The 24141-nt window shown below is 58.1% G+C and carries 25 protein-coding genes; 13 read left to right on the forward strand and 12 right to left on the reverse strand.

The features are described from left to right. Positions 1-70: 70 nt before the first annotated feature. The 11 genes from SJY29_RS14975 (at position 71) to SJY29_RS15025 (ending at position 13843) form a co-directional block, all read left to right on the forward strand. Positions 71-2971: a formate dehydrogenase subunit alpha gene (locus SJY29_RS14975; RefSeq protein ID WP_400084322.1), complete on the forward strand. Its 2901-nt coding sequence runs from the start codon at positions 71-73 to the stop codon at positions 2969-2971. Positions 2972-2983: 12 nt separating this feature from the next. Next, positions 2984-3577, forward strand: coding sequence for a formate dehydrogenase FDH3 subunit beta (gene fdh3B / locus SJY29_RS14980; protein ID WP_055295457.1), 594 nt, complete (start codon positions 2984-2986; stop codon positions 3575-3577). A gap of 81 nt (positions 3578-3658) precedes the next feature. Further along, positions 3659-4840 (forward strand): formate dehydrogenase subunit gamma, encoded by a 1182-nt coding sequence (locus SJY29_RS14985; protein ID WP_400084325.1) that lies wholly within the window; start codon positions 3659-3661, stop codon positions 4838-4840. 4 nt (positions 4841-4844) lie between these two features. Then, positions 4845-4976: a hypothetical protein gene (locus SJY29_RS14990; RefSeq protein WP_286164036.1), complete on the forward strand. Its 132-nt coding sequence runs from the start codon at positions 4845-4847 to the stop codon at positions 4974-4976. 245 nt (positions 4977-5221) lie between these two features. Then, positions 5222-6001, forward strand: a complete 780-nt coding sequence (locus SJY29_RS14995; RefSeq protein ID WP_400084328.1) for a transglutaminase family protein — start codon at positions 5222-5224, stop codon at positions 5999-6001. A 58-nt stretch (positions 6002-6059) separates the two neighbouring features. Beyond that, on the forward strand, positions 6060-7487 hold the full coding sequence (locus SJY29_RS15000) for a circularly permuted type 2 ATP-grasp protein (RefSeq protein ID WP_400084331.1): 1428 nt from the start codon (positions 6060-6062) through the stop codon (positions 7485-7487). A gap of 3 nt (positions 7488-7490) precedes the next feature. Next, on the forward strand, positions 7491-8432 hold the full coding sequence (locus tag SJY29_RS15005; RefSeq protein ID WP_110280891.1) for an alpha-E domain-containing protein: 942 nt from the start codon (positions 7491-7493) through the stop codon (positions 8430-8432). A 13-nt stretch (positions 8433-8445) separates the two neighbouring features. Then, positions 8446-9243 (forward strand): transglutaminase domain-containing protein, encoded by a 798-nt coding sequence (locus SJY29_RS15010; RefSeq protein ID WP_400084334.1) that lies wholly within the window; start codon positions 8446-8448, stop codon positions 9241-9243. Between the two features lie 48 nt (positions 9244-9291). Further along, the gene (locus SJY29_RS15015) at positions 9292-10026 is read left to right on the forward strand and encodes a proteasome-type protease (protein ID WP_110280889.1); all 735 of its coding nucleotides are present in this window, start codon (positions 9292-9294) and stop codon (positions 10024-10026) included. A 12-nt stretch (positions 10027-10038) separates the two neighbouring features. Further along, on the forward strand, positions 10039-11478 hold the full coding sequence (locus tag SJY29_RS15020; protein WP_400084336.1) for an alpha/beta hydrolase: 1440 nt from the start codon (positions 10039-10041) through the stop codon (positions 11476-11478). Between the two features lie 139 nt (positions 11479-11617). Beyond that, entirely contained in the window at positions 11618-13843 is a 2226-nt protein-coding gene (locus SJY29_RS15025; protein WP_400084339.1) for an NADP-dependent isocitrate dehydrogenase, read from the forward strand. Here the strand turns inward: SJY29_RS15025 and SJY29_RS15030 are convergent. The 5 genes from SJY29_RS15030 to SJY29_RS15050 all read right to left on the reverse strand — a co-directional run bounded on the left by SJY29_RS15030 (position 13840) and on the right by SJY29_RS15050 (position 17696). Continuing rightward, positions 13840-14091, reverse strand: coding sequence for a hypothetical protein (locus SJY29_RS15030; protein WP_400084342.1), 252 nt, complete (start codon positions 14089-14091; stop codon positions 13840-13842). The genes SJY29_RS15025 and SJY29_RS15030 overlap by 4 nt on opposite strands. A 106-nt stretch (positions 14092-14197) precedes the next feature. After that, entirely contained in the window at positions 14198-14410 is a 213-nt protein-coding gene (locus SJY29_RS15035; protein ID WP_110280886.1) for a hypothetical protein, read from the reverse strand. A 40-nt stretch (positions 14411-14450) separates the two neighbouring features. After that, the gene (locus SJY29_RS15040) at positions 14451-15308 is read right to left on the reverse strand and encodes a sugar phosphate isomerase/epimerase family protein (protein WP_400084345.1); all 858 of its coding nucleotides are present in this window, start codon (positions 15306-15308) and stop codon (positions 14451-14453) included. After that, on the reverse strand, positions 15268-16506 hold the full coding sequence (locus SJY29_RS15045) for an MFS transporter (RefSeq protein WP_400084348.1): 1239 nt from the start codon (positions 16504-16506) through the stop codon (positions 15268-15270). Before SJY29_RS15045 ends, SJY29_RS15040 begins: the two co-directional genes overlap by 41 nt. Next, a complete protein-coding gene (locus SJY29_RS15050; protein ID WP_400084351.1) occupies positions 16503-17696 on the reverse strand; it encodes an alpha-D-ribose 1-methylphosphonate 5-triphosphate diphosphatase in 1194 nt (397 codons plus the stop codon). Before SJY29_RS15050 ends, SJY29_RS15045 begins: the two co-directional genes overlap by 4 nt. On the opposite strand from SJY29_RS15050, the gene SJY29_RS15055 reads away from it, so the two are divergent. Next, complete coding sequence (locus SJY29_RS15055; protein ID WP_400084354.1) at positions 17695-18366, forward strand: DUF1045 domain-containing protein; 672 nt, start codon at positions 17695-17697, stop codon at positions 18364-18366. The two genes, SJY29_RS15050 and SJY29_RS15055, sit on opposite strands and share 2 nt — an antisense overlap. Here the strand turns inward: SJY29_RS15055 and phnN are convergent. From phnN to phnG, 7 genes are read right to left on the reverse strand one after another with little or no spacing between them, the layout of a single operon-like run. Next, positions 18348-18893 (reverse strand): phosphonate metabolism protein/1,5-bisphosphokinase (PRPP-forming) PhnN, encoded by a 546-nt coding sequence (gene phnN / locus SJY29_RS15060; protein ID WP_400084357.1) that lies wholly within the window; start codon positions 18891-18893, stop codon positions 18348-18350. The two genes, SJY29_RS15055 and phnN, sit on opposite strands and share 19 nt — an antisense overlap. After that, on the reverse strand, positions 18890-19573 hold the full coding sequence (gene phnL / locus SJY29_RS15065) for a phosphonate C-P lyase system protein PhnL (RefSeq protein ID WP_400084360.1): 684 nt from the start codon (positions 19571-19573) through the stop codon (positions 18890-18892). Before phnL ends, phnN begins: the two co-directional genes overlap by 4 nt. Before the next feature lie 3 nt (positions 19574-19576). Then, the gene (gene phnK / locus SJY29_RS15070) at positions 19577-20347 is read right to left on the reverse strand and encodes a phosphonate C-P lyase system protein PhnK (protein WP_400084363.1); all 771 of its coding nucleotides are present in this window, start codon (positions 20345-20347) and stop codon (positions 19577-19579) included. Beyond that, positions 20344-21195 (reverse strand): alpha-D-ribose 1-methylphosphonate 5-phosphate C-P-lyase PhnJ, encoded by an 852-nt coding sequence (locus SJY29_RS15075; protein ID WP_400084366.1) that lies wholly within the window; start codon positions 21193-21195, stop codon positions 20344-20346. Before SJY29_RS15075 ends, phnK begins: the two co-directional genes overlap by 4 nt. Next, entirely contained in the window at positions 21192-22280 is a 1089-nt protein-coding gene (locus tag SJY29_RS15080; RefSeq protein ID WP_400084369.1) for a carbon-phosphorus lyase complex subunit PhnI, read from the reverse strand. Before SJY29_RS15080 ends, SJY29_RS15075 begins: the two co-directional genes overlap by 4 nt. Continuing rightward, positions 22280-22843: a phosphonate C-P lyase system protein PhnH gene (phnH, locus tag SJY29_RS15085; protein WP_400084372.1), complete on the reverse strand. Its 564-nt coding sequence runs from the start codon at positions 22841-22843 to the stop codon at positions 22280-22282. Before phnH ends, SJY29_RS15080 begins: the two co-directional genes overlap by 1 nt. Next, the gene (gene phnG / locus SJY29_RS15090) at positions 22843-23298 is read right to left on the reverse strand and encodes a phosphonate C-P lyase system protein PhnG (protein ID WP_400084375.1); all 456 of its coding nucleotides are present in this window, start codon (positions 23296-23298) and stop codon (positions 22843-22845) included. The genes phnH and phnG overlap by 1 nt, the downstream gene beginning before the upstream one ends. An 81-nt stretch (positions 23299-23379) precedes the next feature. On the opposite strand from phnG, the gene phnF reads away from it, so the two are divergent. Next, positions 23380-24099, forward strand: coding sequence for a phosphonate metabolism transcriptional regulator PhnF (phnF, locus tag SJY29_RS15095; RefSeq protein WP_400084378.1), 720 nt, complete (start codon positions 23380-23382; stop codon positions 24097-24099). Positions 24100-24141 lie beyond the last annotated feature (42 nt).

The following is a 24141-nucleotide window of genomic DNA, read 5'->3' on the forward strand; positions in this document are numbered from 1 at the left end:
GGTAGCGACACACCATGACGAACAGGCCCCAAAAGGATTATCCGAGTAGATCGGATCAGGGAGGAAGAAAATGCTGAGGAAAAAGACCAACGGGTATACACGCCGGTCCGGTCGTTCGCCGATTATGGTGAACACAGGTGCCAAAGGAATTGACCGTCGCGGATTTTTGCGCGGATCGGGCCTTGCCATCGGTGGCCTGGCTGCGATTGCCGCAACAGGCGGCAGCGTGACCCAAGCAACAGCACAACAGGCTGCGACACGCGCCGTTGAAAGCATCAAATCGGTTTGTACGCACTGCTCGGTCGGTTGTACCGTGATCGCAGAAGTCGATAACGGCGTCTGGACAGGGCAAGAGCCCGGCTGGGACAGCCCGTTCAACCTCGGGGCACACTGCGCCAAAGGTGCTGCGGTCCGTGAGCACGCCCATGGCGAGCGCCGCCTGAAATACCCGATGAAGAAAGAAAACGGCGAGTGGGTCCGCATCAGCTGGGAAACCGCGATCAACGAGATCGGCGACGGCATGATGAAAATCCGCGAAGAAAGCGGTCCGGATTCGGTCTACTGGCTGGGCTCTGCCAAGAGCAACAACGAGCAGGCCTATCTGTTCCGCAAATTCGCCGCCTACTGGGGCACAAACAACGTCGACCACCAGGCGCGTATTTGCCACTCGACCACTGTTGCCGGCGTGGCGAACACATGGGGCTACGGCGCCATGACCAACAGCTACAACGACATCCATAACTCCAAAGCGATGTTCCTGATTGGCGGCAACCCGGCCGAGGCGCACCCTGTGTCCCTGCTGCACATGCTGAAAGCCAAAGAGCAGAACAACGCGCCCCTGATCGTTTGCGATCCGCGTTTCACACGCACAGCCGCGCACGCCGATGAATATGTCCGCTTCCGTCCGGGCAGTGACGTCGCGCTTGTCTGGGGTATCCTGTGGCACATCTTTGAAAACGGCTGGGAAGATCAGGAATTCATCCGCACCCGCGTCTGGGGCATGGACGAGATCAAGAAAGAAGTGGCCAAGTGGACACCTGAAGAGGTCGAGCGCGTCACAGGCGCACCCGGCAGCCAGCTTGAGCGCGTCGCGCGGACCCTTGCCAACAACCGCCCCGGCACCGTGATCTGGTGCATGGGAGGCACACAGCACACCAACGGCAACAACAACACCCGCGCTTACTGCATCTTGCAGCTGGCACTGGGCAATATGGGCGTCGCCGGTGGCGGCACCAACATCTTCCGTGGCCACGACAACGTGCAGGGTGCAACCGACCTTGGCGTTCTGGCCGATACTTTGCCGGGCTACTACGGCCTTGCACCGGGATCATGGGCGCACTGGGCGCGCGTGTGGGAAGAGGACCTTGATTGGCTCAAGGGCCGGTTCTCGGATGCGTCTTACGGCGATACATCCATGATGAACCTGACAGGTATTCCCGTCAGCCGCTGGATTGATGGCGTGTTGGAAGATGCCGAAAACATCGACCAGCCCGACAACACCCGTGCGATGGTACTTTGGGGCCATGCGCCGAACTCTCAGACCCGTCAGAAAGAGATGAAAACGGCGATGGAGAAACTCGACATGCTTGTCGTGGTTGACCCTTATCCGACAGTGACGGCTGTTTTGCAGGACCGGACAGACGGTGTTTACCTGCTGCCGGCATGTACGCAGTTCGAAACGCGTGGTTCTGTAACGGCGTCGAACCGGTCGCTGCAGTGGCGTGATAAAGTGGTTGAGCCGCTGTTTGAATCGCTGCCTGATCACACGATTATGGCGATGTTCGCCGAAAAGTTCGGCTTCCACGACAGGATCTTCCGCAACATTGCGATTGATGAAGGCGGCGAGCCCAACATCGAGGATATCACCCGCGAGTTTAACCGCGGCATGTGGACCATCGGCTACACCGGCCAGAGCCCAGAGCGTCTCAAGATGCACATGGCCAACCAGCACACCTTTGACCGCACCACACTGCGGGCTGTCGGTGGTCCGGCTGACGGTGACTTCTACGGGATGCCTTGGCCATGCTGGGGCGCACCCGAGATGAACCACCCGGGCACGGCAAATCTCTATGACATGTCGATGCCGGTCGCCGAAGGCGGTCTGACCTTCCGCGCCCGCTTCGGGGTGGAACGCGATGGTGAAAACCTGCTGGCCGAGGGCGTCTTTACCCCCGGATCGCAGATCGAGGATGGCTATCCCGAGTTCACCATGCAAATGCTGATAGACCTTGGCTGGGACGGTGATCTGACCGCCGAGGAACGCGCATCAATCGAACAGGTCGCAGGTGGCGCAGATAATGTCGGCGGCATCAACTGGAAAACCGACCTATCGGGCGGTATCCAGCGCGTCGCAATTGCACGTGGTTGTGCGCCCTTCGGCAACGCCAAGGCGCGGGCTGTGGTCTGGACCTTCCCTGACCCTGTGCCGATCCACCGCGAACCGCTCTACTCGAACCGCCGCGATCTGGTCGCAGATTATCCAACTTACGCGGACAAGAAGTTCTGGCGCGTTCCGACCATGTATGCCTCAATTCAGGAAAACGATTTCTCGCAAGAGTATCCGATCATCCTGACCTCAGGCCGCCTGGTTGAATACGAAGGTGGCGGCGACGAGACCCGTTCGAACCCGTGGCTGGCCGAATTGCAGCAGGACATGTTCATCGAGATCAACACACGTGACGCCAACAACCTTGGTGTCCGTGACGGTGCACAGGTCTGGGTTGAAGGCCCCGAAGGCGGCAAGGTCAAGGTTATGGCCATGGTCACCGAACGGGTTGGCGAAGGCGTGGCGTTCATGCCATTCCACTTTGGTGGACACATGGAGGGCGTCGATCTGCGGGATAAATATCCTGAAGGGGCCGACCCATACGTCTTGGGCGAATCCACCAACACCGCACAAACCTATGGCTATGACAGCGTAACCCAGATGCAAGAGACCAAAGCGACTCTTTGCAAAATCTGGACAGCATAAGGGAGAAGTAGAATGGCTAGAGCAAAATTTCTCGTTGATGCTGAACGCTGCATCGAATGTAACGCCTGCGTCACTGCATGTAAGAACGAACATGAGGTGCCTTGGGGTATCAACCGCCGCAAGGTTGTCACAATCAATGACGGCAAGCCCGGCGAGCGGTCCATCTCGGTCGCATGTATGCATTGCTCGGATGCACCGTGCATGGCGGTTTGTCCGGTAGACTGTTTCTACCAGACAGCCGACGGTGTGGTGTTGCACTCCAAAGACCTCTGCATTGGCTGTGGTTATTGCTTCTACGCGTGTCCGTTCGGCGCGCCGCAATTCCCGCAGGCTGGCAACTTTGGGTCACGCGGCAAGATGGACAAATGTACCTTCTGCGCCGGTGGTCCCGAGGAAAACAACTCGACAGCCGAATTCGCCAAATACGGGCGGAACCGGATTGCCGAGGGCAAGCTGCCGATCTGTGCCGAAATGTGCGCAACCAAAGCGCTGCTGGCCGGTGATGGCGACACAGTATCCGACATCTACCGCGAGCGTGTCGTGGCCCGCGGTTTCGGGTCCGGTGCCTGGGGTTGGGGCACAGCCTACGACCAGAAAGGCGGCTAATAGCCCCTTTTGCGAGATGCAAATAAAGGGGCGGCCTTTTCACGGGCCGCCCTTCTTTGATTAGCCAGAGAGGATTTCTCAATGCTGCGTCTGATGACAGTTTTTGCATTGCTATTCGCCATGACAGCACCCGCATCGGCACAAGAGGCCACCGATGATCCGCGCGCAGCCACTGGCGGGGCGCAAACATTGGAGGATATCCTGCGCCGCCAGGAAGGCCTGGTCATGGATGACAGTTTCCGGAGTGATGTGACAGGCAACCCCGAGAATGCCGCACCGATCACAGATCAGCTTGGCACCTTGGGTGGTGCGTCGGATCCCGATTTATGGCGCGCATACCGCTATGAAGTTGCCGATCTGACCACCCAGGCACGTGGGCCTGCGGTCACAACAATGATTCAGGATCGCGGGATGTGGTGGCAGGCGTTCCGCGAAGGACCACTGGTTTCAATGACCACGGCCTTGCTGGGCGGCACGCTTGTGCTGCTGGCCCTCTTCTATCTGATCCGTGGGCGCATCCGCCTGCACGGCGAAAAAACAGGGCGGACGATCACACGCTTCAAGGCCTTCGAGCGTTTCGGCCACTGGCTATTGGCATCGTCATTTATCCTGCTTGGGCTCACAGGACTGGTGTCGCTCTTGGGCCGCAAGGTTCTGATCCCAACCTTTGGGCATGAGGCATTTTCTGGTTTGGCAATCGCCAGCAAATGGATCCACAACAACGTTTCCTGGGCGTTCATGCTAGCGCTTGTGATCGTGTTTGTGGTTTGGGTTGTGCATAACATTCCCGACCGCACCGATCTGAAATGGCTTGCAAAAGCGGGCGGTCTGTTTGGCGGCGATCACCCGCCTGCGAAAAAGTTCAACGCAGGTCAAAAGCTGATCTTCTGGGCGGTGATTATCCTTGGTGGCTCGATCTCGGCCTCGGGTATTTCGTTGCTGTTCCCGTTCGAGTTCAACATGTTTGCGCACACATTCTCGGTCATCAACGGCTGGGGCGTGCCGGGGTGGTTTGGCTTGCCTGATTTGCCCTATCCGCTGTTGCCACATGAAGAGATGCAGTTCGCCCAACTCTGGCACGCCATCGTCAGCCTTGTGCTGACCGCGATTATCCTTGCGCATATCTATCTTGGCTCCGTCGGCATGGAGGGCGCCTTTGATGCGATGGGCAAAGGCGAAGTCGAAGAACAATGGGCGCGCGAGCACCACAGCATTTGGGCCGATGAGGTGCTGAACGCCAAACCAACCAAGAGCGAGGCATAGCACGATGAAAGCTTTCCTTATCTCGCTGGTCGCCTTGGTCGTCATCACGGTGGGTGCGAATCAGATCCTTACGCGCGTCGGACCCTCCAGTGCCGAAGCCACCATTTCAAACGACAACGTCCGCCTTTCAGACTAAGAATCTGTTAAGTTTGACGAAACACAGGGCCCTACGGGGCCCTGTTTTGCATGCGCAAAAGGGGATTTGCGCATCGCTCCGGAAAACGATACCAGCCGGTCAAAGCAATCAGGCCGGGGGTAGGCCTGATCCGCGAAACCAAAATCTAAACCCAGTTTCCTGTCTCTGGCACAGCGTTGAGGATGCATTCCTTCGGCGCGTCTCTGGCGGGGTGTGGTCGTCATCGAGAAAGGAAAGGCCCCAGCGTGCTCATCTCCATCAAGACACATCTCAGCTACACCACCGCCACCTCTTGTAGCCTGCTGCTACAGATCGAGGCAGCGCAGGATATCGCGCAGGTTTGCGAAAGCAGTCACTTTACCACGAACAAAGATGTCTACTGGAACATCATTCCGGGCGAAGAGAATATCGGTTTACGTCGCTGGGGGCGGATCGAACAGGAATTCGATTGTATCTACGAAGCAAAGGTACGGGTGCAGCGCCCCGCATCCGATCTTGCGCATCTTGCGGCCCATGATGTCACACAATTGCCCAGCGATGTGACCAAGTTTCTGATGCCCTCGCGCTATTGCTTCCCCGAAGCTTTCCTCGGCTTTGTCCCTAAACAATTCGGGTCACTCGCGGGTGGCGCGTTGATCGCGCAGATGAGCGACTGGATTAGAGAGAACTTCACATACGATATCTGCGCCAGCAATGCGCTGACCACTGCGACCGATAGCTTTCTGGCGCAGCGCGGCGTATGTCGCGATTACGCGCATGTGTTGATTGGTATGGCACGCTCTGCCGGTATCCCCGCGCGGATCGCCAGCGTCTATGGGCCTGCTGTGAACCCGCAGGATTTCCACGCCGTCGCCGAGGTGTTTCTGGATGGTGCATGGCACATCGTTGACCCCACAGGCATGGCCCACCCAAGCGAGATTGTCCGCATCGGCGTCGGGCGTGACGCGGCTGATGTATCCTTCATGACGTCCTATGGTTGGATGGAGATGAAAAAACAGTCAGTTGATGTGTCTTTCATCGCATGAAGCCGCAGGAAGCGCGCCATCTGCTTGCAACTCCCTTGCCGCGCGTTAGGTTAATTTCATGAGTACAGAACGACAGCACTTTGATGAGATGCTTTTGGGCGGAGAGGGCGTTCGCGCCCCTTACGCTGAATATCAAGAGTGGTTCTCGCATGAAGACGTATCGCGCCTCTCCAGAAAGTCGAAAGAGGCAGAAGCCTTCTTTCGCAGGACGGGGATTACCTTCAACGTTTACGGTCAGGCGGCGGCGCAAGAACGGCTGATCCCCTTTGATCTGATCCCGCGGATCATCGCGAACCGCGAATGGACAAAGCTGTCGAAAGGCATCGAACAGCGCGTGCGCGGTGTGAACGCCTTTTTGCATGATATTTACCACCGTCAGGAAATTCTGCGCGCCGGCGTGGTACCGATTGACCTGATCGCGAAAAACGCAGCGTTCCTGCCGCAGATGATGGGGGTGACACCGCCGGGCAATGTTTACACACATATTGTGGGCACCGATATCGTGCGGACCGGCGAGGATGACTTCTTTGTGCTGGAAGACAACGCGCGCACCCCGTCCGGCGTATCTTATATGCTCGAAAATCGCGAAACGATGCTGCAAATGTTCCCTGAACTGTTCAGCCAGATCAAGGTACAGCCGGTCAGCGATTACCCCAAAAACCTGCGCCGGTCCCTTGCGGCCTGTGCGCCTGCGGGGTGCAATGGCAAACCAACGGTCGCGATCCTGACGCCGGGTATCCATAACTCGGCTTATTTTGAGCATTCATTCCTTGCCGATCAAATGGGCGTAGAACTGGTCGAGGGGCATGACCTGCGCGTTGTCGACGGCCATATCGCGATGCGCACGACCGAAGGGTATAAAACTATCGACGTGCTCTATCGGCGTGTTGATGATGATTACCTTGATCCGCTGAACTTCCGCCCGGATTCTATGCTGGGTGTGCCCGGCATCATGGATGTCTATCGTGCCGGCAATATCACCATCGCGAACGCGCCCGGCACAGGTATTGCGGATGACAAGGCGATCTATTCCTACATGCCTGACATCATCGAGTTTTATACCGGTGAAAAGGCGATCCTGAAGAACGTCCAGACCTTCCGCTGTTCTGAACCTGATGCGTTGAAATATGTGCTCGATAACCTCGCTGATCTGGTGGTCAAAGAGGTGCACGGATCAGGTGGTTACGGCATGCTTGTCGGCCCCGCCGCATCAAAGAAGGAATTGGCGGCATTCGCAGCCAAACTACGGAAATCTCCCGGCAATTATATCGCGCAGCCAACACTGTCGTTGTCGACCGTTCCAATATTCACCAAGAAGGGCCTTGCCCCGCGCCACGTCGATCTGCGGCCCTTTGCGCTTGTGTCGCCTGACGGCATGAACATCACACCCGGTGGTTTGACACGCGTTGCGTTGAAAGCCGGATCACTGGTGGTGAATTCAAGTCAGGGCGGCGGAACAAAAGACACTTGGGTTTTGGAGGACTAGGCGATGCTTGGAAAAACCGCAGGTGGGCTCTACTGGATGTTCCGCTTTCTGGAACGCAGTGAAAATACCGCACGACTGGTTGAAGCAGGGTTCCGGATTGCCCTGACGCGATCGTCAGACCCTGAATCAGAGTGGAAATCTGTTCTGACAACCGCCGGTGTGCGGATGAACTATGACCAGAAATATGATGGTTATACCGCACTGGATGCGATTGATTTCCTGCTGCGTGATACTGACAACCCGTCAAGTGTCATGTCGTCGATCAACAACGCGCGCACCAACGCGCGGATGGTGCGCACGGCACTGACAACCGAAGTCTGGGAGGCCGTGAACGAAAGCTGGATGGCCATGAAGGCGGCGTTGAAGTCACCCGTCACACAGGCAAAACTGCCAGAGGTGCTGGGTGAAATCCGCCGCTACACAGCGCTCGTGCGGGGCGCGTTGCATGGCACGATGCTACGCAATGATATTTTCGACTTTTCCCAGCTTGGCATCGCGATCGAGCGGGCGGATAACACCGCGCGGATCATCGACGTGAAGTATTATACGCTGCTTCCTTCAGCCAGTTTCGTCGGCTCTGCCCTTGATAACGTGCAGTGGGAAACGATCCTGCGGTCGGTATCGGCCTATCGGTCTTTCCGTTGGCTGAACAACGACGATATCTCGCCGATGAGCATTGCGGACTTTCTGATTTTTGACAGCCGCTTTCCGCGTTCACTCTCGTTCTGCAGCCGTATTCTGGACGAGAATCTCGGGTATCTGGCCAAGGACTATCGCACCCGCCTGCCATGCCATGACATGATCGACGCCCAGCGCGACAGACTGCGCGCCAGCACGATTGAAACGGTCTTTGATGAGGGGCTGCACGAATTCATCACGTCGTTCATCCGCGAAAACAACGCGATCGGGCTTCAGATCGAACAAGACTACAGTTTTGTAGGATAGGTATTTTCAGACCATGAGACTCAGTATCAGACATGCAACGAAATACACCTATGACGCGCCTGTGTCCTATGGGCTGCAACAGGTGCGGTTAACCCCTGCAAACTCCAGACATCAGACGGTGCATGACTGGACGGTCGCAGTGACAGGCGGCACCAAAGAGCTGACGTTCGAAGACCATTATCAAAACCAGACCATTCTGGTGCGGGCCGACAAAGGTGCCACCGAAGTGTCGGTCGAAGTGTCCGGCGAGGTCGAGACGCACACGAGTGACGGTATCTTTGGCAAGACCTACGGCACCGCTCCGCTATGGCATTTCAAGCAAAGCACACGGCGGACCGAAGCAGGCAAGGGCATTCGCAAGCTGGCAAAGACCTTGGAAAAAGCACCCAATGTGCTTGATGGGCTGCATGCTTTGTCACAGGCGATTATCGAGGCGGTCCCTTACGGCCAAGCCATCACCTTTTCAGGCACTACCGCCGAAGAGGCGCTGATAGCCGGTGGTGGTGTATGTCAGGATCACGCGCAGATTTTCATTTCGGCCGCACGACTTGCAGGTGTGCCAGCACGCTACGTCAGCGGTTATCTGATGATGAATGACCGCATTGATCAGGACGCGAGCCATGCATGGGCAGAGGCACATATCGATGAGCTTGGCTGGGTCGGATTTGACGTATCCAACGGCTATTCACCCGACGAACGCTATGTGAGGATCGCTACAGGGCTGGATTCGCGCGATGCATCCCCGGTTACCGGCGTGCGTTTAGGGTCTGCGTCAGAAGCAATGATTGTATCGCTTCAAATTCAGCAGTAGATGCTAAATTGAACGCTGGATTTCTCCTATCGGTAATGGACCACTAAATTGACATACTGTGTTGGGCTTCGCCTGAATAAGGGACTGGTCTTTATGTCCGACACCCGCACAAATGCAGGTGTAGATAACTTCTCTGTCACCCGCAAAATGTTCACATGGAATACACCCGGTGAACGGGTCATCACCCTGATGACCGCGGGTAACCTTGCCACGACGCAGGCCCTGGTCAGCCTTCTGGACGAACGATCAAAGGCGACGGCCGAGCGCAACCCAACTGTGCTTGAACTGCCGACGATGTTTCAGGTGGCACGCATGGTCGGTGCAACACTGAAAGAAGTGATCGAGGAAAGCGGGCCTGACGGGCAAGAAGCCTCAACCAAGTTTCGCGCGTCGGTCATTCTGGGCGGCCAGATCAAAGGCGGCAAGCCTACACTGTTCCTGATCTATCCCGAGGGGAATTTCATCGAGATCACCGAAGACAGCCCGTTCTTCCAGATTGGGGAAGCCAAATATGGCAAGCCGATTTTGGTGCGCGCCTATGATCCGGACATGAGTTTCGCGGATACAATCAAGCTTTTGCTGGTCTCTTTTGACAGCACGATCAAGGCGAACCTTTCAGTAGGGCTGCCACTCGATCTGCAAATCTATGAGGCGGACAGCTTCAAGGTGACAGAACGACCACGAATCGAGGCTGATGACCCGTATTTCCAACATATTTCAAATAGTTGGGGCGAGGCTTTGCGCACCGCATTGGCGCAGCTTCCCAGCTATCAGGCTGACTAGCGGCACCGCAGGATGAAGGCAGTTCTGGCCCTCATCGCGGTGATCCTGTCGCTTTTCGTGCTGGAAACCGCCCGGCAGGGTGTCAGCATCTCGCATTTCGCAGTCGGCGAAACACCCGTGACAAGATATGCACAGCCCGATGCGGATGGCCCGGCGGTAGTGGTGGCGCATGGTTTCGCCGGATCGCAGCAGATGATGCAGGGCTATGCCTTGCCGCTCGCTCAGGCAGGGTATCAGGTCTACGCCTTTGAGTTCCTCGGGCATGGGCGGCATCAACAGCCGATGTCAGGTGATGTGAACGCGCTGGATGGCACGACCCGCTTGTTAGTGGCGCAAACAAGCGCAGTCATCGACAGCATTGGTGCGGGCGATGTGCCTGTTGCGCTCTTGGGGCATTCCATGGCGACCGATATCCTCGCCCGTGTTGCGCAAGAGCGTGATGATATTGGCCCTCTGGTTCTGGTTTCGGCGTTTTCGCAGGTGATTGATGCCAACACCCCGCCCGATCTGCTCTTGATCACCGGAAGCTGGGAGCCAGGCCTGCGCGACTTTGCGCAAGAGGCCGTGCAGATGGTTGATCCGGCAGCCACCACAGGAGAGACCGTCACCGCCGGTGATCTGCGCCGCCGCGCTGTCATTGCGCCGTTCAGCGAGCATGTCGCGGTCCTGCATAGCCGCGCGGGGCGGGCCGAAGCGGTCGCATGGCTTGATGGCTTCTATGGGCGGCAATCAGGGCCCATGATCTTGCCAACCGGGACTGCGATTTTGGGGCTTTTGATCGGAATTGTCCTGTTGTTCGGGCCGATTGCCAAGCGCCTGCCGCAGCAACAGATTGCGGTGTCAGAGATGGATCGCAAGCATTTGGCGGTTTTGTTGCTGGCTCCAATGGTGCTTACGCCCCTCATCGCCGTACCGCTTTCACCCAGTTTTCTGCCGGTCCTTGTGGCCGATTACCTTGGCCTGCACCTGTTGATCTTTGGGGGAATACAGCTTGCCCTGCTTTGGCATTGGCGGCATCCGATCGGGCCTTTCGGATGGCGCGCTGTAGCGCTTCTGTTGCTGTGGTGCGCGCTTTTCGGTTTCTTGCTGGATCGTTATGCCGCAAATTTCCTGCCCACGCCGCAACGGATCTGGATTATGGGCGTCCTCGCTCTTGGCGCCGTGCCCTATATGCTCGCTGATATGGTCTTGAGCGCACAATCAGCGTTCTGGCGCAGGCTGCTGGTCCGCCTTGCCTTCCTTATTTCACTTGGCATCGCTGTCGCGTTGGACTTCGAGGGACTGTTCTTTCTCATCATGATCGCGCCGGTACTTGTGCTTTTCTACGCCGTCTTCGGCACGATGGGGCGGCAAGTCGCACGGCGGTCGGGAGCCGCAACATCCGGAATAGCACTTGGATTGGTGCTCGCATGGGCACTAGGGGTCAGTTTTCCCTTGTTTGTCGGGTCATAATTCACTTTGTGTACAACAGTACACCAAAATGCATTCCCTTTCGAAGTCTGTTCCACTAGTGATGTGAATCAAACGCGTGCGGTTCTTTTCATGTAGGCCGCCTGCCTATGCAACACGACCAAACCACGAGGATATGCGCATGTCAGACCAGACCCTTCCCGATATCATCTACACAAAAACCGATGAAGCGCCGCAACTGGCGTCCGCCTCTTTGCTGCCGATCCTGCGCAGGTTTCTGGGCGAAGCGGATATTACAATCGGAACAAAGGACATCTCGCTTGCAGGGCGTATTCTGGCGTCGTTCCCCGAGCGTCTGACAGATGCGCAAAAAGTGTCTGACGATCTGGCTCTGCTGGGCGAGGTTGTGAAAGAGGCAAGCGCCAATGTGATCAAACTGCCCAACGTGTCGGCCTCTGTGCCACAACTGGTGGCAGCGGTGAAGGAATTGCAGGGCCAAGGCTATGACATTCCCGATTACCCCGAAAACCCGCAGACCCCCGATGAGGTTGAGGCGCGCAAGCGGTATGATGCGGTCAAAGGCTCTGCCGTGAACCCCGTGCTGCGCGAAGGCAACTCGGACCGCCGCGCGCCATCATCGGTCAAGGCATACGCCCGCGCCAACCCGCACCGCATGGGCGCGTGGTCAAAGGACAGCAAGACCTGCGTGTCCACCATGGGCGCCAATGATTTCTATTCGAACGAGACCTCGGTCACATTGACCGAATCGCAGGCCGCAGGTGCGCTCAAGATCGAACACACTGCCGCCGATGGCACAATCACCACCTTGAAGGACGGCATCAAAATGCCTGCGGGCACGATTGTGGATGCGACGTTCATGTCAGCCAAGGCGCTGAAGGCGTTCTACCACGCACAGATCGAAAAGACGCTGGCCGATGGCACGCTGTTCTCATTGCACCTGAAGGCCACGATGATGAAGGTCTCTGACCCGATCCTGTTCGGCCATGCGGTTGTCGCCTATCTGCAGCCCGTCTTTGACCGCCATGCCGATGCTTTTGCCGCTGCGGGCGTGGGCCCGAATGCGGGATTTGGCACGATGTTCAATGCGATTGCGGAAATGCCGAACGGTGCCGAGATCAAAGCCGAAATCGATGCAGTACTGGCCGAACGCCCGCCGCTCTACATGGTGAATTCCGACCGCGGCATCACAAACCTGCATGTGCCCTCTGACGTGATTATCGACGCGTCAATGCCCGCGGTGATCCGCGCAGGCGGCAAGGGCTGGGGCCCTGACGGCGCAGAGGCCGACACAAACTGTGTGATCCCCGACAGCTCTTATGCGCCTGTCTATGAGGCATCCGTAAACTTCTGCAAAGAAAACGGCGCGCTTGATCCGGTAACGGCAGGCACTGTGCAAAACGTCGGTCTGATGGCGCAGAAGGCCGAAGAATACGGCTCTCACCCCACGACATTCGAAATTCCGCAAGACGGCACCGTGCGTGTGATTGCAGGCAATGGTGACGTGCTGCACACACATCAGGTTGAGGCAGGCGACATCTGGCGCATGGCCTCGGCACGACGCGCACCGATTGAAAACTGGATCCAGCTTGCAATTGACCGGATGCAGGCGACAGGGTTTGAAACCATCTTCTGGCTGGACCGGAACCGAGCGCACGATGCGGAACTGCTGAAATACGTGGAACCTGCCTTGGCCAAGGCGGGTCTGACGGATGCCGTGAAAATCATGGCCCCGCGCGAGGCGACGACACGGTCGTTCGAACTGATTTATCAGGGCAAGGATACGATTGCCGTGACAGGCAATGTGCTGCGCGATTACCTGACCGACCTGTTCCCGATCCTTGAGGTCGGCACATCGGCCAAGATGCTGTCGGTTGTGAAACTGATGCAGGGCGGCGGTTTGTTCGAAACGGGCGCCGGTGGGTCCGCACCAAAGCACGTCGAACAGCTGGTCAACGAAAACCACCTGCGCTGGGACAGCCTGGGTGAGTTCTGCGCCTTGGGTGAAAGCCTGCGCTTCCTTGGCAATGCGCAAAACAAAGCTGCGGCCAACGTTCTGGGCAATGCCGTGGATGCAGCAACCGAGAAGCTTTTGTCCGAGGGTCATTCGCCGCAGCGTAAAGTGGGCCAACCCGACAACCGCCACAGTCACTACTGGTTTGCGCGTTATTGGGCCGAGGCATTGGCAGCACAAACTGATGACGCCACACTGGCGGAAAAGTTTGCGCCGCTTGCGGCAGAACTGGCGCAAAACGAGGCGGCGATCCTGAGCGAGTTGTCACAAGGTCAAGGCACACCGGTTGATCTAGGTGGCTATTATCACACGTCCGACGAATTGGCCGCCGCCGCAATGCGCCCATCAGCGACACTGAATGCGCTGATCGACTAAGCCAGAACGAATTTGGGGGCGGTTTGTTCCGCCTCCAGCCGTGTTGATGACAAACTGATCCCGACCCTTGTGCTGTCGGTCTTACCGCTTTGCATGATACCGCCAAAAGCGACTTGCTGGCTCATCTCCTCCCAGACTCGGATGTTGGAAAGGGCATATCGCTCGAACGCGCGGCCCGCGCAGGTCAACTCGGCCCCAGCCGAGGAGCGCGTGGGCATCGGAAACCGCTCAAAGTTGGATATGCTCAAGCGATAAACCGCCTCCACGTTCCGTCATGCGATTTGCTGATGGCCAGACGTATATCTGCGCGGGTAGAGCTTAATGTCGGAAGGCGCGATTGAAGGGGTTCTGCCCCTATGGATAGGAAGGGTGATGCGCAGTCCCGCAAGCGCACGCTATCCAGCTGGCGATTTCTTCTTTCGTCGCGCCAATAAATCCTGAAGCAGTGTCCGCATCGAAAAAGTGCTTTGCCGGGTCGAAAACACGCGGCGCGCGGGCCATGCTTTCCTTAATCCAAACAGCAGCGATCTGTTGCGCCTCATCAAGCTCTGCAATGTAGTAAGCCATAAAGCCCCCCAGCCATATCTCTTGTAACACGACTGTGACGCTATTGCGATGACGTCGATTCGGCAAGTTTCGACTGCTGGCCTCCAATCGCCAAGCCAAGGTCGCGCAAAGCGCCAAAGCCTTTGGGTATGTCAGCTTTATTGTGCAATTCCAAAACCAGATGCGGGTCACTGCTGGAAGCAGCCAAGGCACGAAACACAGCAGTCCACTCAATCTCGCCCTCACCGGGGGCCCAGTGCCGGTCCGCATGGCCATCAACGTCTTGCAGATGGACATGTGCCAGCTGCGCGCCGGCATCGGCAACAAAATCAGCAACAGGTGGTGCACCTGCCATGCGCCGTGCAAGCTGCGCATGGCCTGTATCAATAGACAGCGCGATGGCCGTGGATCCAAAGCTGTCCACCAATGCGCGGCGGGTTTCGGGCCGCACATCCTGAATATTCTCAATCACCAATGTGATGCCCTTGTCCTCGCCGGCGCGCACGACGGGGCCCAGAATTTCATGCACACGGGCAAGCTTCTTTTCGGCGTAGTTGGGGAAGCTGAAGATGTTGTTCTGATACCAAGCCGTATAGGGAGAGTGCAGTACCATCTGGCGTGCACCGATCCGATCTGCGGCCTCCAATGCTTTCAAGAGCCGCGCCGTGATGAGCGGACGCAACTCGGCATCTTTATTGTCGATGTCCAATCCCTCGAAGGGGCCGTGAATACCCACCCGACCCATGTGACCGTCAAGGGCTGTCTTGGCTGCGGCGACGCGATCTTCAAACCCCGTAGTCAAAGCGGAATAGGTCATGAAATCCTGCAGTTCGATATCGCGTCCTGCATCGAACAGCCAGTCGCGGTGGTCATCAATTTCAGGGATGGTCAGGCAGGCGCCGATCTTGAGCGGGGTCATTTCTGTGTGTCCTCGGATCAGGAATAAACATGTAGGTTGCCATCGCACAGCAAAGGCACAGCGCCATGACAGCAAAGGACCACCATCCCCCATAGGTCTGCGTGGCCCATGCAAAAGCAAAGGGCGCAGAGGCGTTGATCCCCATCTGCACAAATGAAATCCAGCCAAGCCGCGCGCCATACCCTTTGGCACCAAACAAGGCCAAAGGCAGTGTGCCGCGGGCAATCGTCTTGATCCCGTCACCCATCCCGTAAAGTGCGGCGGCCAGCAAAAGCCCCGGCAGGGTAAAGCCAAGCGTCAACAGGACGACAAAGCCGGAGAACATCAATCCAAGGCTCAGGGCATAGGTCACAAGAGGGTACATATTCTGACTGACCAGCATCTCGAAAAATCGGCCTACCGTCTTGAACGGTCCGATCACCGCACCGGCAAGGGCGGCCATGGCAGCCGTATGTCCCAGATCCTGCACGTTGGTCACCCAAAGCGTCATCACGGCACCCATCAGGTAGCCCGAGAAGATGAACGATACGACCATCCAAAGCATGGCCTGTCTGCGCAGCCGTCCAGTCAACTCGGGCCAGTCCGGTGCGTTGTCAGGCTTGGGAGCGTCTGCCGCGCGTTCGCGGCTGCGCAGAACGAAGAAGTGGATCGGGGTGCAGATCAGCAAGGCACTGATCCCGAGGATCACCCAGGTTGTTTCCCAACCATAGCGATTGAAAAGCGCCAATGTCAGCGGCCAGTAGATCGTGGATGCCACACCGCCAAACAGGGTAATTACCGAAATTGAACGCTGTGGCGGAACGCTCAAATCCAACCGTGCGACGCTTGCAAAAGCCACGTTATAGAGCACGAACATACCTGCCCCTTCGGCAAGTAATATCAGAATGAAGAGCCCTATCCGGCCTTCGACCTGACTCATTGCCATAACAGCAATACAGGCCACAATCGTGCCAAGCGTCATCACCCAGCGCCCACCGAAAAGGTCCACCAGCTTGCCTGCCACAGGCGAGACCAGGCCGCCAAAAAACAGGCCCAGCGACAGGATGCCAAAGACCTCCGAGAGGGTAAGCCCAAGGTCCTTGGCCATTTCAGGCAGCAGCACGGCATAGGCGTACATCAACGTGCCGTAACCCATGATCTGTGTGATCCCCAACCCGATGGCGGGCAGGTAATCGCGATCAATGCGCAGCAGGGTCATGCAACCTTGTTGCCTTGGCTCCACACGCCCCGCAGCAGCGGCGTTTGGCCAGTTTTGCGCACCCGCAAGACATCACCGCGCAAACCTGTCTTCAGGGCACCACGATCATGCAGCCGCACAGCCTTGGCAGGGTTGGTCGTCACAGTCGCAATAGCGCGTGGCAGATCATCCCAGATATCGGCAAGGCGGAAGGCGGACAAAAGCAGCGCCGATGGCACATAGTCTGACGACACAATGTCAAGAAGGCCGGCTTTCGCCAGCTCTTCGGCAGCGACATTGCCAGAGTGCGACCCGCCACGGATAAGGTTGGGTGCGCCCATCATCACGGCAATCCCGTGCGTGCGACATGCCGCGGCGGCCTCGACCGTTGTGGGAAACTCGGCAAAACCCACGCCATTGCCCGCAGAGGTGCCAACATGCTCGGCCGTGGTGTCATCGTGGCTGGCAAGCACCGCACCAAGGCGCACTGCTTCGGTAACAGCACCGGTTTCATGCTTGGCGCCATAGCGGGCTTGTAGGTCCAACAGGTTCGCGACATGGGCGTCAAATTCTGCGTCATTCAGACCGCGTTTCTTGCCAACATAGGTTTTCAACGCCGTCAGGTCACGAAACTGGCGCTGGCCCGGCGTATGGTCCATCAGGCTGACGATCCCGACGCGGTCCTCGGGTGCAAAGGCCGCCAGTTCCTCAAGCAGCGTTTCCGAACAAATCTCGGCCCGCAGATGAAGAAAATGGCTGATCTTGAAGAACCCTGCCGCCCGCGCCGCCAAGAGCTCGTCCGCCAGTTTGCGGGCATAATCGCTATAGCGCGCCTTGCCGCTATGGATCGAGCCTACGCGCAGCGCATCGAACACCGTTGTGATCCCCGTAGACGCCAGTTCGGCATCATGGGCGATCAGCGCGGGCAGATGCGGCCAGTCCACCTCGGGGCGCGGTTCGATGTGGCGCTCGACATTGTCGGTATGCAGTTCAACAAGCCCCGGGATCACCATATCTCCGGCGCAATCGAGCGCACCTGCCGGAACATGATCTCCCTCGGCAATATCGCAGATGACCCCCTGTTCGATTGTCACCGATCCGGTGATTACCTGATCCGCCATAACAAGCTGCGCATTTGCAAGACACAGGTTGCTTGACACATCCGTGTCACAAGCCTTTGTCAAAGAGGCCGTGGGAAAAGGGGAATTCATGTCATACTCTCGATTTGCAATTTACTATGTGCCGCCGGCGGGGTCTTTGGCCGATTTCGGGGCGTCGTGGCTCGGGTGGGATGTTGTGAACGGTCAACTGACACGTCAGCCCGATCTGCCCGATCTGCGTGACATTACAATGACACCGCGCAAATACGGGTTTCATGGGACGTTGAAGCCGCCCTTCAAGCTGACGGACGGACGAAACGTCGCCGAGCTTGACAAGGCGGTCGCGGAACTGGCGGCGTCGCTTGCGCCTGCCATCTGCGATGGTCTGGCGCTGACCACGCTGGGCCGTTTTCTGGCCCTGACACCCCACGGTGACACAGAAACCTTGCAGCGGGTGGCAGCGGCCTGCGTCAGCGCGCTTGACGGTTTTCGCGCACCCGCCAGCAAAACAGAGTTGGCGCGCCGTCGCGCATCCGGCCTCACAGCGCGGCAGGAAGCCCTGCTCGTACAATGGGGCTATCCCTATGTAATGGAAGAATTCCGCTTTCACCTGACACTTTCGGGGCAATTGCCCGAGCCAGAGCTTACCACATGGTCCGACACTGTGCGGAAATTTTTGCCCGCCCTGCCCGCGCCGTTCATTCTTGACCAGATCGCCTTGTGTGGTGAGCGGGAAGATGGACACTTCGAGATGCTCCATCGCTATACACTCGCCGGCTGAAGCAGCGCCACCCCGCGGGCGACGGTCTGGGATAGCGGGCCGTCATTGGCGAGGTCGATCACATGAAGCCCTGCTGGCAATGGCTTATCAGCCTGTGCAAGGCGTTTGGCGATTTCTTCCTCGGTCTCACGCCCCCGTGCGGCCAGCCGATGCGCCAGCGTTTGCGGTGTTGCACTGATATTGAGAACAACAAAATTCGGGAATGTCTCGGCCGCTTCAGCCAGAGCCTTGCGCGAGAAATTGGCAAGGCAATCGGTGCCTTTGCCTAGTTGATACCTGACAGTGATCGGGATGCCGTAGTGCAGCCCATGCGCGCGCCAATGCACTGCGAAAGCGCCGTTCTCGACCAGATCCTCAAATTCCGGCACTGACACCGCATCGTAATCTTCGCCACCAAGCGCGGGCGCGCGGGTGATAACGCGCCGCACCAGATGCAACCGCGGCATAGCCTCACAAAGGCCCGCCATCACGCTGTCCTTGCCAACACCCGAAGGGCCGACGACAGCTATGAGGCGACCTTGGGTCATGCGGCAACCTTTGGTGTAAAGCGGCTGACGTCGATCTCGCGGTCACAGACGCGGTCGCGGGCGGCCTCATCGTGGAAAATACCGATGATGGCAGCGCCCCGCGCCTTGGCCTCTTCGATCAGGGACAGCACGACTTCGCGGTTCTTGGCATCCAAGCTGGCGGTCGGTTCATCCAGCAGCATCGCAGGATAGGCATGAGCAAAGCCGCGCGCGATATTCACGCGCTGTTGTTCGCCACCTGAAAAGGTGGTGGGCGAGAGCGACCAAAGGCGCTCAGGTATGTTCAACTGGCCCAGCAATGCCTTGGCGCGGGCTTGTGACACTTCCGCGGAAACGCCTAGCGTCCGTAGCGGTTCGGCGACCACATCAAGTGTGGGCACACGCGGCACGACACGCAGGAACTGGCTGACGTAGCCCAGAACTTCACGGCGCACCGCGATAACCTCGCGTGGTTCAGCTTGTACGAGATCCACATCGCCAATACGGATTTGGCCCGCCTGTGTCAGGTAGTTGCCATAGATCATCCGCATCAGCGTGGATTTGCCCGCACCGGACGCGCCCGTCAGCGCCACACATTCGCCAGCGGCAACGGCGAAAGACACATCATTGATCACCTCGATGACCGCGCTGCCCTGATTGTGCAGGGTGAAGGTTTTTGAGACGTTGGTAAGTTCAATCATGGGTCATACCTGCAAAACGGAGCTGACAAGGAGTTGGCTGTAGGCATGCTGCGGATCGTCCAGCACCTGATCGGTCAGGCCGGCTTCAACCACGCGGCCATCCTTCATCACCATCAGACGATCCGCGAGCAGACGCACCACCGCCAGATCGTGTGTGACGATGATCGCGGACAGTCCCATGTCGCGCACCAGACCGCGCAGCAGATCAAGCAATCGGGCCTGCACTGACACATCAAGCCCGCCCGTGGGTTCATCCATGAACACCAGTCGCGGCCCGGTCACAAGGTTGCGGGCGATTTGCAGGCGTTGCTGCATCCCCCCCGAGAAAGTCGTCGGGCGATCATCAACGCGCGCGGCATCAATCTCGACACGTCCTAGCCAGTCGGTCGCCTTGTCACGGATGTCGCCATAGTGCCGCTCACCCACAGCCATCAGCCGTTCCCCAACATTGCCACCGGCGCTGACACCCATGCGCAGCCCGTCGCGCGCGTGTTGGTGGACAAAGGCCCAATCGGTGCGACCGAGCATCCGGCGTTCAGGCTCGGACATCGTGATCGTATCACGCGGACCATCGGTACGGGTATCAAAGACGACCTGTCCCGCATCGGGGCGCAGATGACCTGCCATGCAATTGAGCAGGGTCGACTTGCCCGACCCGCTTTCACCCACAATTCCCATGACCTCGCCCGGGTAAAGGTCGAACGAGACATCCGCGCAACCGATATGGGCACCGTATCGTTTTGTAACGCCCTGAACAGACAGCAAAGGTGTCATGCCGCGTCCTTTCCTTTATGGCCCGCCGCCTGACGCGCCTCGCAATAGTCGGTATCCGAGCACACGAACATCCGCCCGCCCGCATCATCAATGATGAGTTCATCCAGATAGCTGTCCTGCGCGCCGCACATCCCGCAAGGATGATCGGCCTTTGTCGCCTCGAACGGGTGATCCTCAAAATCAAGGCTGACGACTTGGGTATAGGGCGGCAGGGCGTAAATGCGCTGTTCACGCCCCGCACCGAAAAGCTGGATCGCGGCCATATCGCCGAGCTTGGGATTATCGAATTTCGGAATGGGTGACGGGTCCATGACATAGCGCCCTTCGACCTTGACAGGATAGGCATATGAGGTCGCGATATGCCCGTGACGGCTGATGTCTTCGTAAAGCTTCACATGCATCAGCCCGTATTCCTCAAGGCTATGCATCTTGCGCGTCTCGCTTTCGCGCGGCTCCAGAAAGCGCAGCGGTTCGGGGATGGGCACCTGATAGACAAGGATCTGGCCTTCGCCCAGCGCCTCTTCGGGAATACGGTGACGGGTCTGGATCACAGTGGCGTCGCGTGTCGCGGTAGTCGTCGCAACACCTGCGGTGCGCTGAAAGAAGCTGCGAATTGACACCGCGTTTGTGGTATCATCGGCCCCTTGGTCAATGACCTTGAAGGTGTCTTCAGGGGTCAGGACTGCCGCTGAAACCTGCACGCCGCCAGTGCCCCAACCATAGGGCATAGGCATTTCACGGCTGGCAAAAGGCACCTGATAGCCGGGAATGGCAAGGCTCTTGAGGATCGCGCGGCGGATCATCCGCTTGGTCTGCTCATCGAGATAGGCAAAATTATAAGCGTTCATTCCGCAGCCTCCTGCACTTGATCGACGCCTGCTTCGCGGCGCAGTTTGCGCACCAGTTCCAGTTCGGACTGGAAATCAACGTAATGAGGCAGTTTGATATGCTCGAGAAAGCCCGTCGCCTGAATGTTGTCGGCGTGATAAAGCACGAATTCCGCATCCTGCGCGGGGGCGCCAACGTTGTCCTCGCCCAGTTCTTCCCACCGCAAGGCGCGGTCGACCAAGGCCATGGAAATCGCCTTGCGCTCGGTCTGACCAAAGACCAATCCATAGCCGCGTGTGAATTGCGGCGGTTCGGTTTTGGAACCGGTGAACTGATTGACGGTTTCGCATTCGGTCAAGGTCACTTCGCCGATCTCAATGGCAAAGCCCAGTTCAGGAATATTCATTTCAACGGGCACCGCCCCGATGCGCAACTCGCCCACAAAGGCGTGATTGCGCCCGTATCCGCGTTGCGTTGAATAGGCGAGGCCAAGCGTAAAACCCTCGTCCGCGCGGGTAAGCGCCTGAAGGCGCAAGGGCCGGTCTGCCGGCATTTCCAGCGGTTCGCGGGTCAGGTCACGCGGTGGCGTGTCATCGTGGCGGGCCTCTTCAATCAATCCTTCGCGGTTCAAGAACCCCGTTACATGCGGCACTTCGCCAGTTTCCGCCGCGCGCGCGGGCGCATCTGGTACTTCGCCATCCGCCGCCAGTTTGAAATCCAGCAAACGGTGCGTGTAATCAAAGGTTGGCCCCAACACCTGCCCGCCCGGCAGGTCCTTGAACGTGGCCGAGATGCGCCGGTCGCAGGCCATCGCACCGGTATCTACAGGGTCAGACGCCCCAAAGCGGGGCAGCGTGGTCCGGTAAGCGCGGATCAGAAAGATCGCCTCGATCAGATCACCGCGGGCCTGTTTGATCGCCAAGGCCGCCAGATCAGGATCATAAAGCGAGCCTTCGGCCATGACGCGATTAACGGCAAGGCTGAGTTGTTCGCGGATTTGCGCGATGCTGAGTTCGGCAATATCCGTATTGCCGCGGCGTTCCTCGGCAAGCCATGCATGGGCGTTCTCGATTGCCCGTTCACCGCCTTTGACTGCGACATACATCAGGACACCTTTGTCGTTCTTGGCAGAGCCGCAACGCAGTCTCCACTGGTGAAGATGAAATCCAACCCCAACGGAAACAGCGCGCGGTTGGATTGGAAGGCAGCAACCTCTGGCAGGGAAAGCGCTGCCTGATCCTTGATACCCGGGCCCGTCAGGGCCGTGCCCGTTGCGGAAAGATCGGGGCGTTCCACAATCAAAGTGGCTGATCGGTCGGGGTATTGTGATGTGCCGACGGGATATGACGACAGCGGCGCAAGCGCATCCCATGTGCCGACAGCGAACATGCACTCCGCCGGACCCACCAAAGGGGCACCCGTGTGAAAGGCCAGCCAGACGCGCACCGCTTCGCAATCAGCAGCGCCCGCCAGATAGACCGGCGTTTCAGTGTCGCAGAGGGTCAGCAGAACGGTGCCTGCCGCTGGCGAGAGCGGCGCAGGGGGCACGGCACCTGAAATTTCCTGCACAGTCCCTGGACGTGCCATTGCCTCCATCACGGCGCGGAAGGCGTGGGATGATGCAATGGACGGGTCTGCAAATCCGCCGGAAAGAGTATCTGCCTGCATCAGTCTTCTCCTCGGACCATTGTGAAGAAATCGACCTTTGTCGCAGCAGCCTTGGCCGCGCGCGCAGCCTTGGCCGTGTTCATTTCGGCCTCCAGCGGCTCAAGCACTGATGTCCGCAGTGTTTGCGACATTGCCGTTTGCATCAGCGCATCAATCAAAGCCGCCGTTTCTGCATCTTCTTTGCGCCGCCCCTGAATATAGGCATGTCCGACCTCACCGGTGTCCAAGGTCAATGCGCAGCGGGTCACTGTCATTTCGCCAAGATTGAATGGCGCACCCGTGGCACCCGCGCGGGCACGGACCATGGTGCTGCCGATTTCCGGCGCACGCAGCCATGTGAAGGCAGGGCGCGCAATGGCCCTATCCAGCAAGGTGGCGGCACGGCCTTCCGGCGCTTTGGCCAGTAAGCTCATCCACGCTTTGCGGGAATTATTTTCTTGTAAAGTGTCTTTCATCTCGACAACTTTTCCATTTACTATACAACTATACATATCTTACCACATTTGTGGCCTCGCGACAGAAGAGTTTTGTGAAATTTGCGTGACAGTTCAGGTAAAACCCCAATCTGGAAGGCCATCGCTGATGCCTTACGCAGCGATTTGGCCGAAGGACGCTATAGCCCGGGTGACAAGCTCCCGACCGAAGCCGCGCTGGCAGACCGTTTCGGCGTCAATCGCCACACGGTCAGGCACGGGATCGCGGCCTTGGTGGATGACGGGTTGGTCCGGACCCGTCGTGGTGCAGGCGCGTTTGTCGCAGCGACGCCAACAGACTACCCCATCGGCAACCGCGTCCGGTTTCATGAAAACCTGATCGCTGCAGGACGCAGGCCGGAAAAGCGCATTCTTGCGCTGGACGAGCGTGCTGCAACACAAGGTGAAGCCAAGGCTTTGCAAGTCCCGACCGGTGCACCCCTCTGCGCCTATCACGGTCTCTCACTGGCTGATGGCCAGCCGATTGCCATCTTTGAAAGCCTGTTTCCACTGGATCGCATCGCGGGCATCACCGACGCATTGCGTGACACAAGTAGCGTGACAGAAGCACTGAGGGTGGCAGGCATCGCCGACTACACCCGCGCCTCAACCCGTCTGACAGCGGTGCGTGCCACGGCCACGCAAGCACTGCATCTGCAAGTCACGGAGGGCGATCCGCTGTTAAGGTCGTCCGGTGTGAATACAGGCCAGTTCGGCCAACCTGTAGAATATGGGCGCACATGGTTTGTCGGGGATCGCGTTACGCTGACGCTCGAAACCTAGGGTCAGGACCGAGGAGGCTGTCACAAAACCTTCACTTTCCAG

The sequence above is a fragment of the Yoonia sp. R78084 genome (genome assembly GCF_044595625.1).
In the GTDB taxonomy this organism is placed as follows: Bacteria; Pseudomonadota; Alphaproteobacteria; order Rhodobacterales; family Rhodobacteraceae; genus Yoonia.

Coding starts and splice junctions, on each gene's coding strand:
- SJY29_RS14975 (WP_400084322.1), top strand. CDS start 71: ATGCTGAGGAAAAAGACCAACGGGTATACACGCCGGTCCGGTCGTTCG.
- fdh3B (WP_055295457.1), top strand. CDS start 2,984: ATGGCTAGAGCAAAATTTCTCGTTGATGCTGAACGCTGCATCGAATGT.
- SJY29_RS14985 (WP_400084325.1), top strand. CDS start 3,659: ATGCTGCGTCTGATGACAGTTTTTGCATTGCTATTCGCCATGACAGCA.
- SJY29_RS14990 (WP_286164036.1), top strand. CDS start 4,845: ATGAAAGCTTTCCTTATCTCGCTGGTCGCCTTGGTCGTCATCACGGTG.
- SJY29_RS15000 (WP_400084331.1), top strand. CDS start 6,060: ATGAGTACAGAACGACAGCACTTTGATGAGATGCTTTTGGGCGGAGAG.
- SJY29_RS15005 (WP_110280891.1), top strand. CDS start 7,491: ATGCTTGGAAAAACCGCAGGTGGGCTCTACTGGATGTTCCGCTTTCTG.
- SJY29_RS15010 (WP_400084334.1), top strand. CDS start 8,446: ATGAGACTCAGTATCAGACATGCAACGAAATACACCTATGACGCGCCT.
- SJY29_RS15020 (WP_400084336.1), top strand. CDS start 10,039: ATGAAGGCAGTTCTGGCCCTCATCGCGGTGATCCTGTCGCTTTTCGTG.
- SJY29_RS15025 (WP_400084339.1), top strand. CDS start 11,618: ATGTCAGACCAGACCCTTCCCGATATCATCTACACAAAAACCGATGAA.
- SJY29_RS15035 (WP_110280886.1), bottom strand. CDS start 14,410: ATGGCTTACTACATTGCAGAGCTTGATGAGGCGCAACAGATCGCTGCT.
- SJY29_RS15040 (WP_400084345.1), bottom strand. CDS start 15,308: ATGACCCCGCTCAAGATCGGCGCCTGCCTGACCATCCCTGAAATTGAT.
- SJY29_RS15045 (WP_400084348.1), bottom strand. CDS start 16,506: ATGACCCTGCTGCGCATTGATCGCGATTACCTGCCCGCCATCGGGTTG.
- SJY29_RS15055 (WP_400084354.1), top strand. CDS start 17,695: ATGTCATACTCTCGATTTGCAATTTACTATGTGCCGCCGGCGGGGTCT.
- SJY29_RS15050 (WP_400084351.1), bottom strand. CDS start 17,696: ATGAATTCCCCTTTTCCCACGGCCTCTTTGACAAAGGCTTGTGACACG.
- phnN (WP_400084357.1), bottom strand. CDS start 18,893: ATGACCCAAGGTCGCCTCATAGCTGTCGTCGGCCCTTCGGGTGTTGGC.
- phnL (WP_400084360.1), bottom strand. CDS start 19,573: ATGATTGAACTTACCAACGTCTCAAAAACCTTCACCCTGCACAATCAG.
- phnK (WP_400084363.1), bottom strand. CDS start 20,347: ATGACACCTTTGCTGTCTGTTCAGGGCGTTACAAAACGATACGGTGCC.
- SJY29_RS15075 (WP_400084366.1), bottom strand. CDS start 21,195: ATGAACGCTTATAATTTTGCCTATCTCGATGAGCAGACCAAGCGGATG.
- SJY29_RS15080 (WP_400084369.1), bottom strand. CDS start 22,280: ATGTATGTCGCAGTCAAAGGCGGTGAACGGGCAATCGAGAACGCCCAT.
- phnH (WP_400084372.1), bottom strand. CDS start 22,843: ATGCAGGCAGATACTCTTTCCGGCGGATTTGCAGACCCGTCCATTGCA.
- phnG (WP_400084375.1), bottom strand. CDS start 23,298: ATGAAAGACACTTTACAAGAAAATAATTCCCGCAAAGCGTGGATGAGC.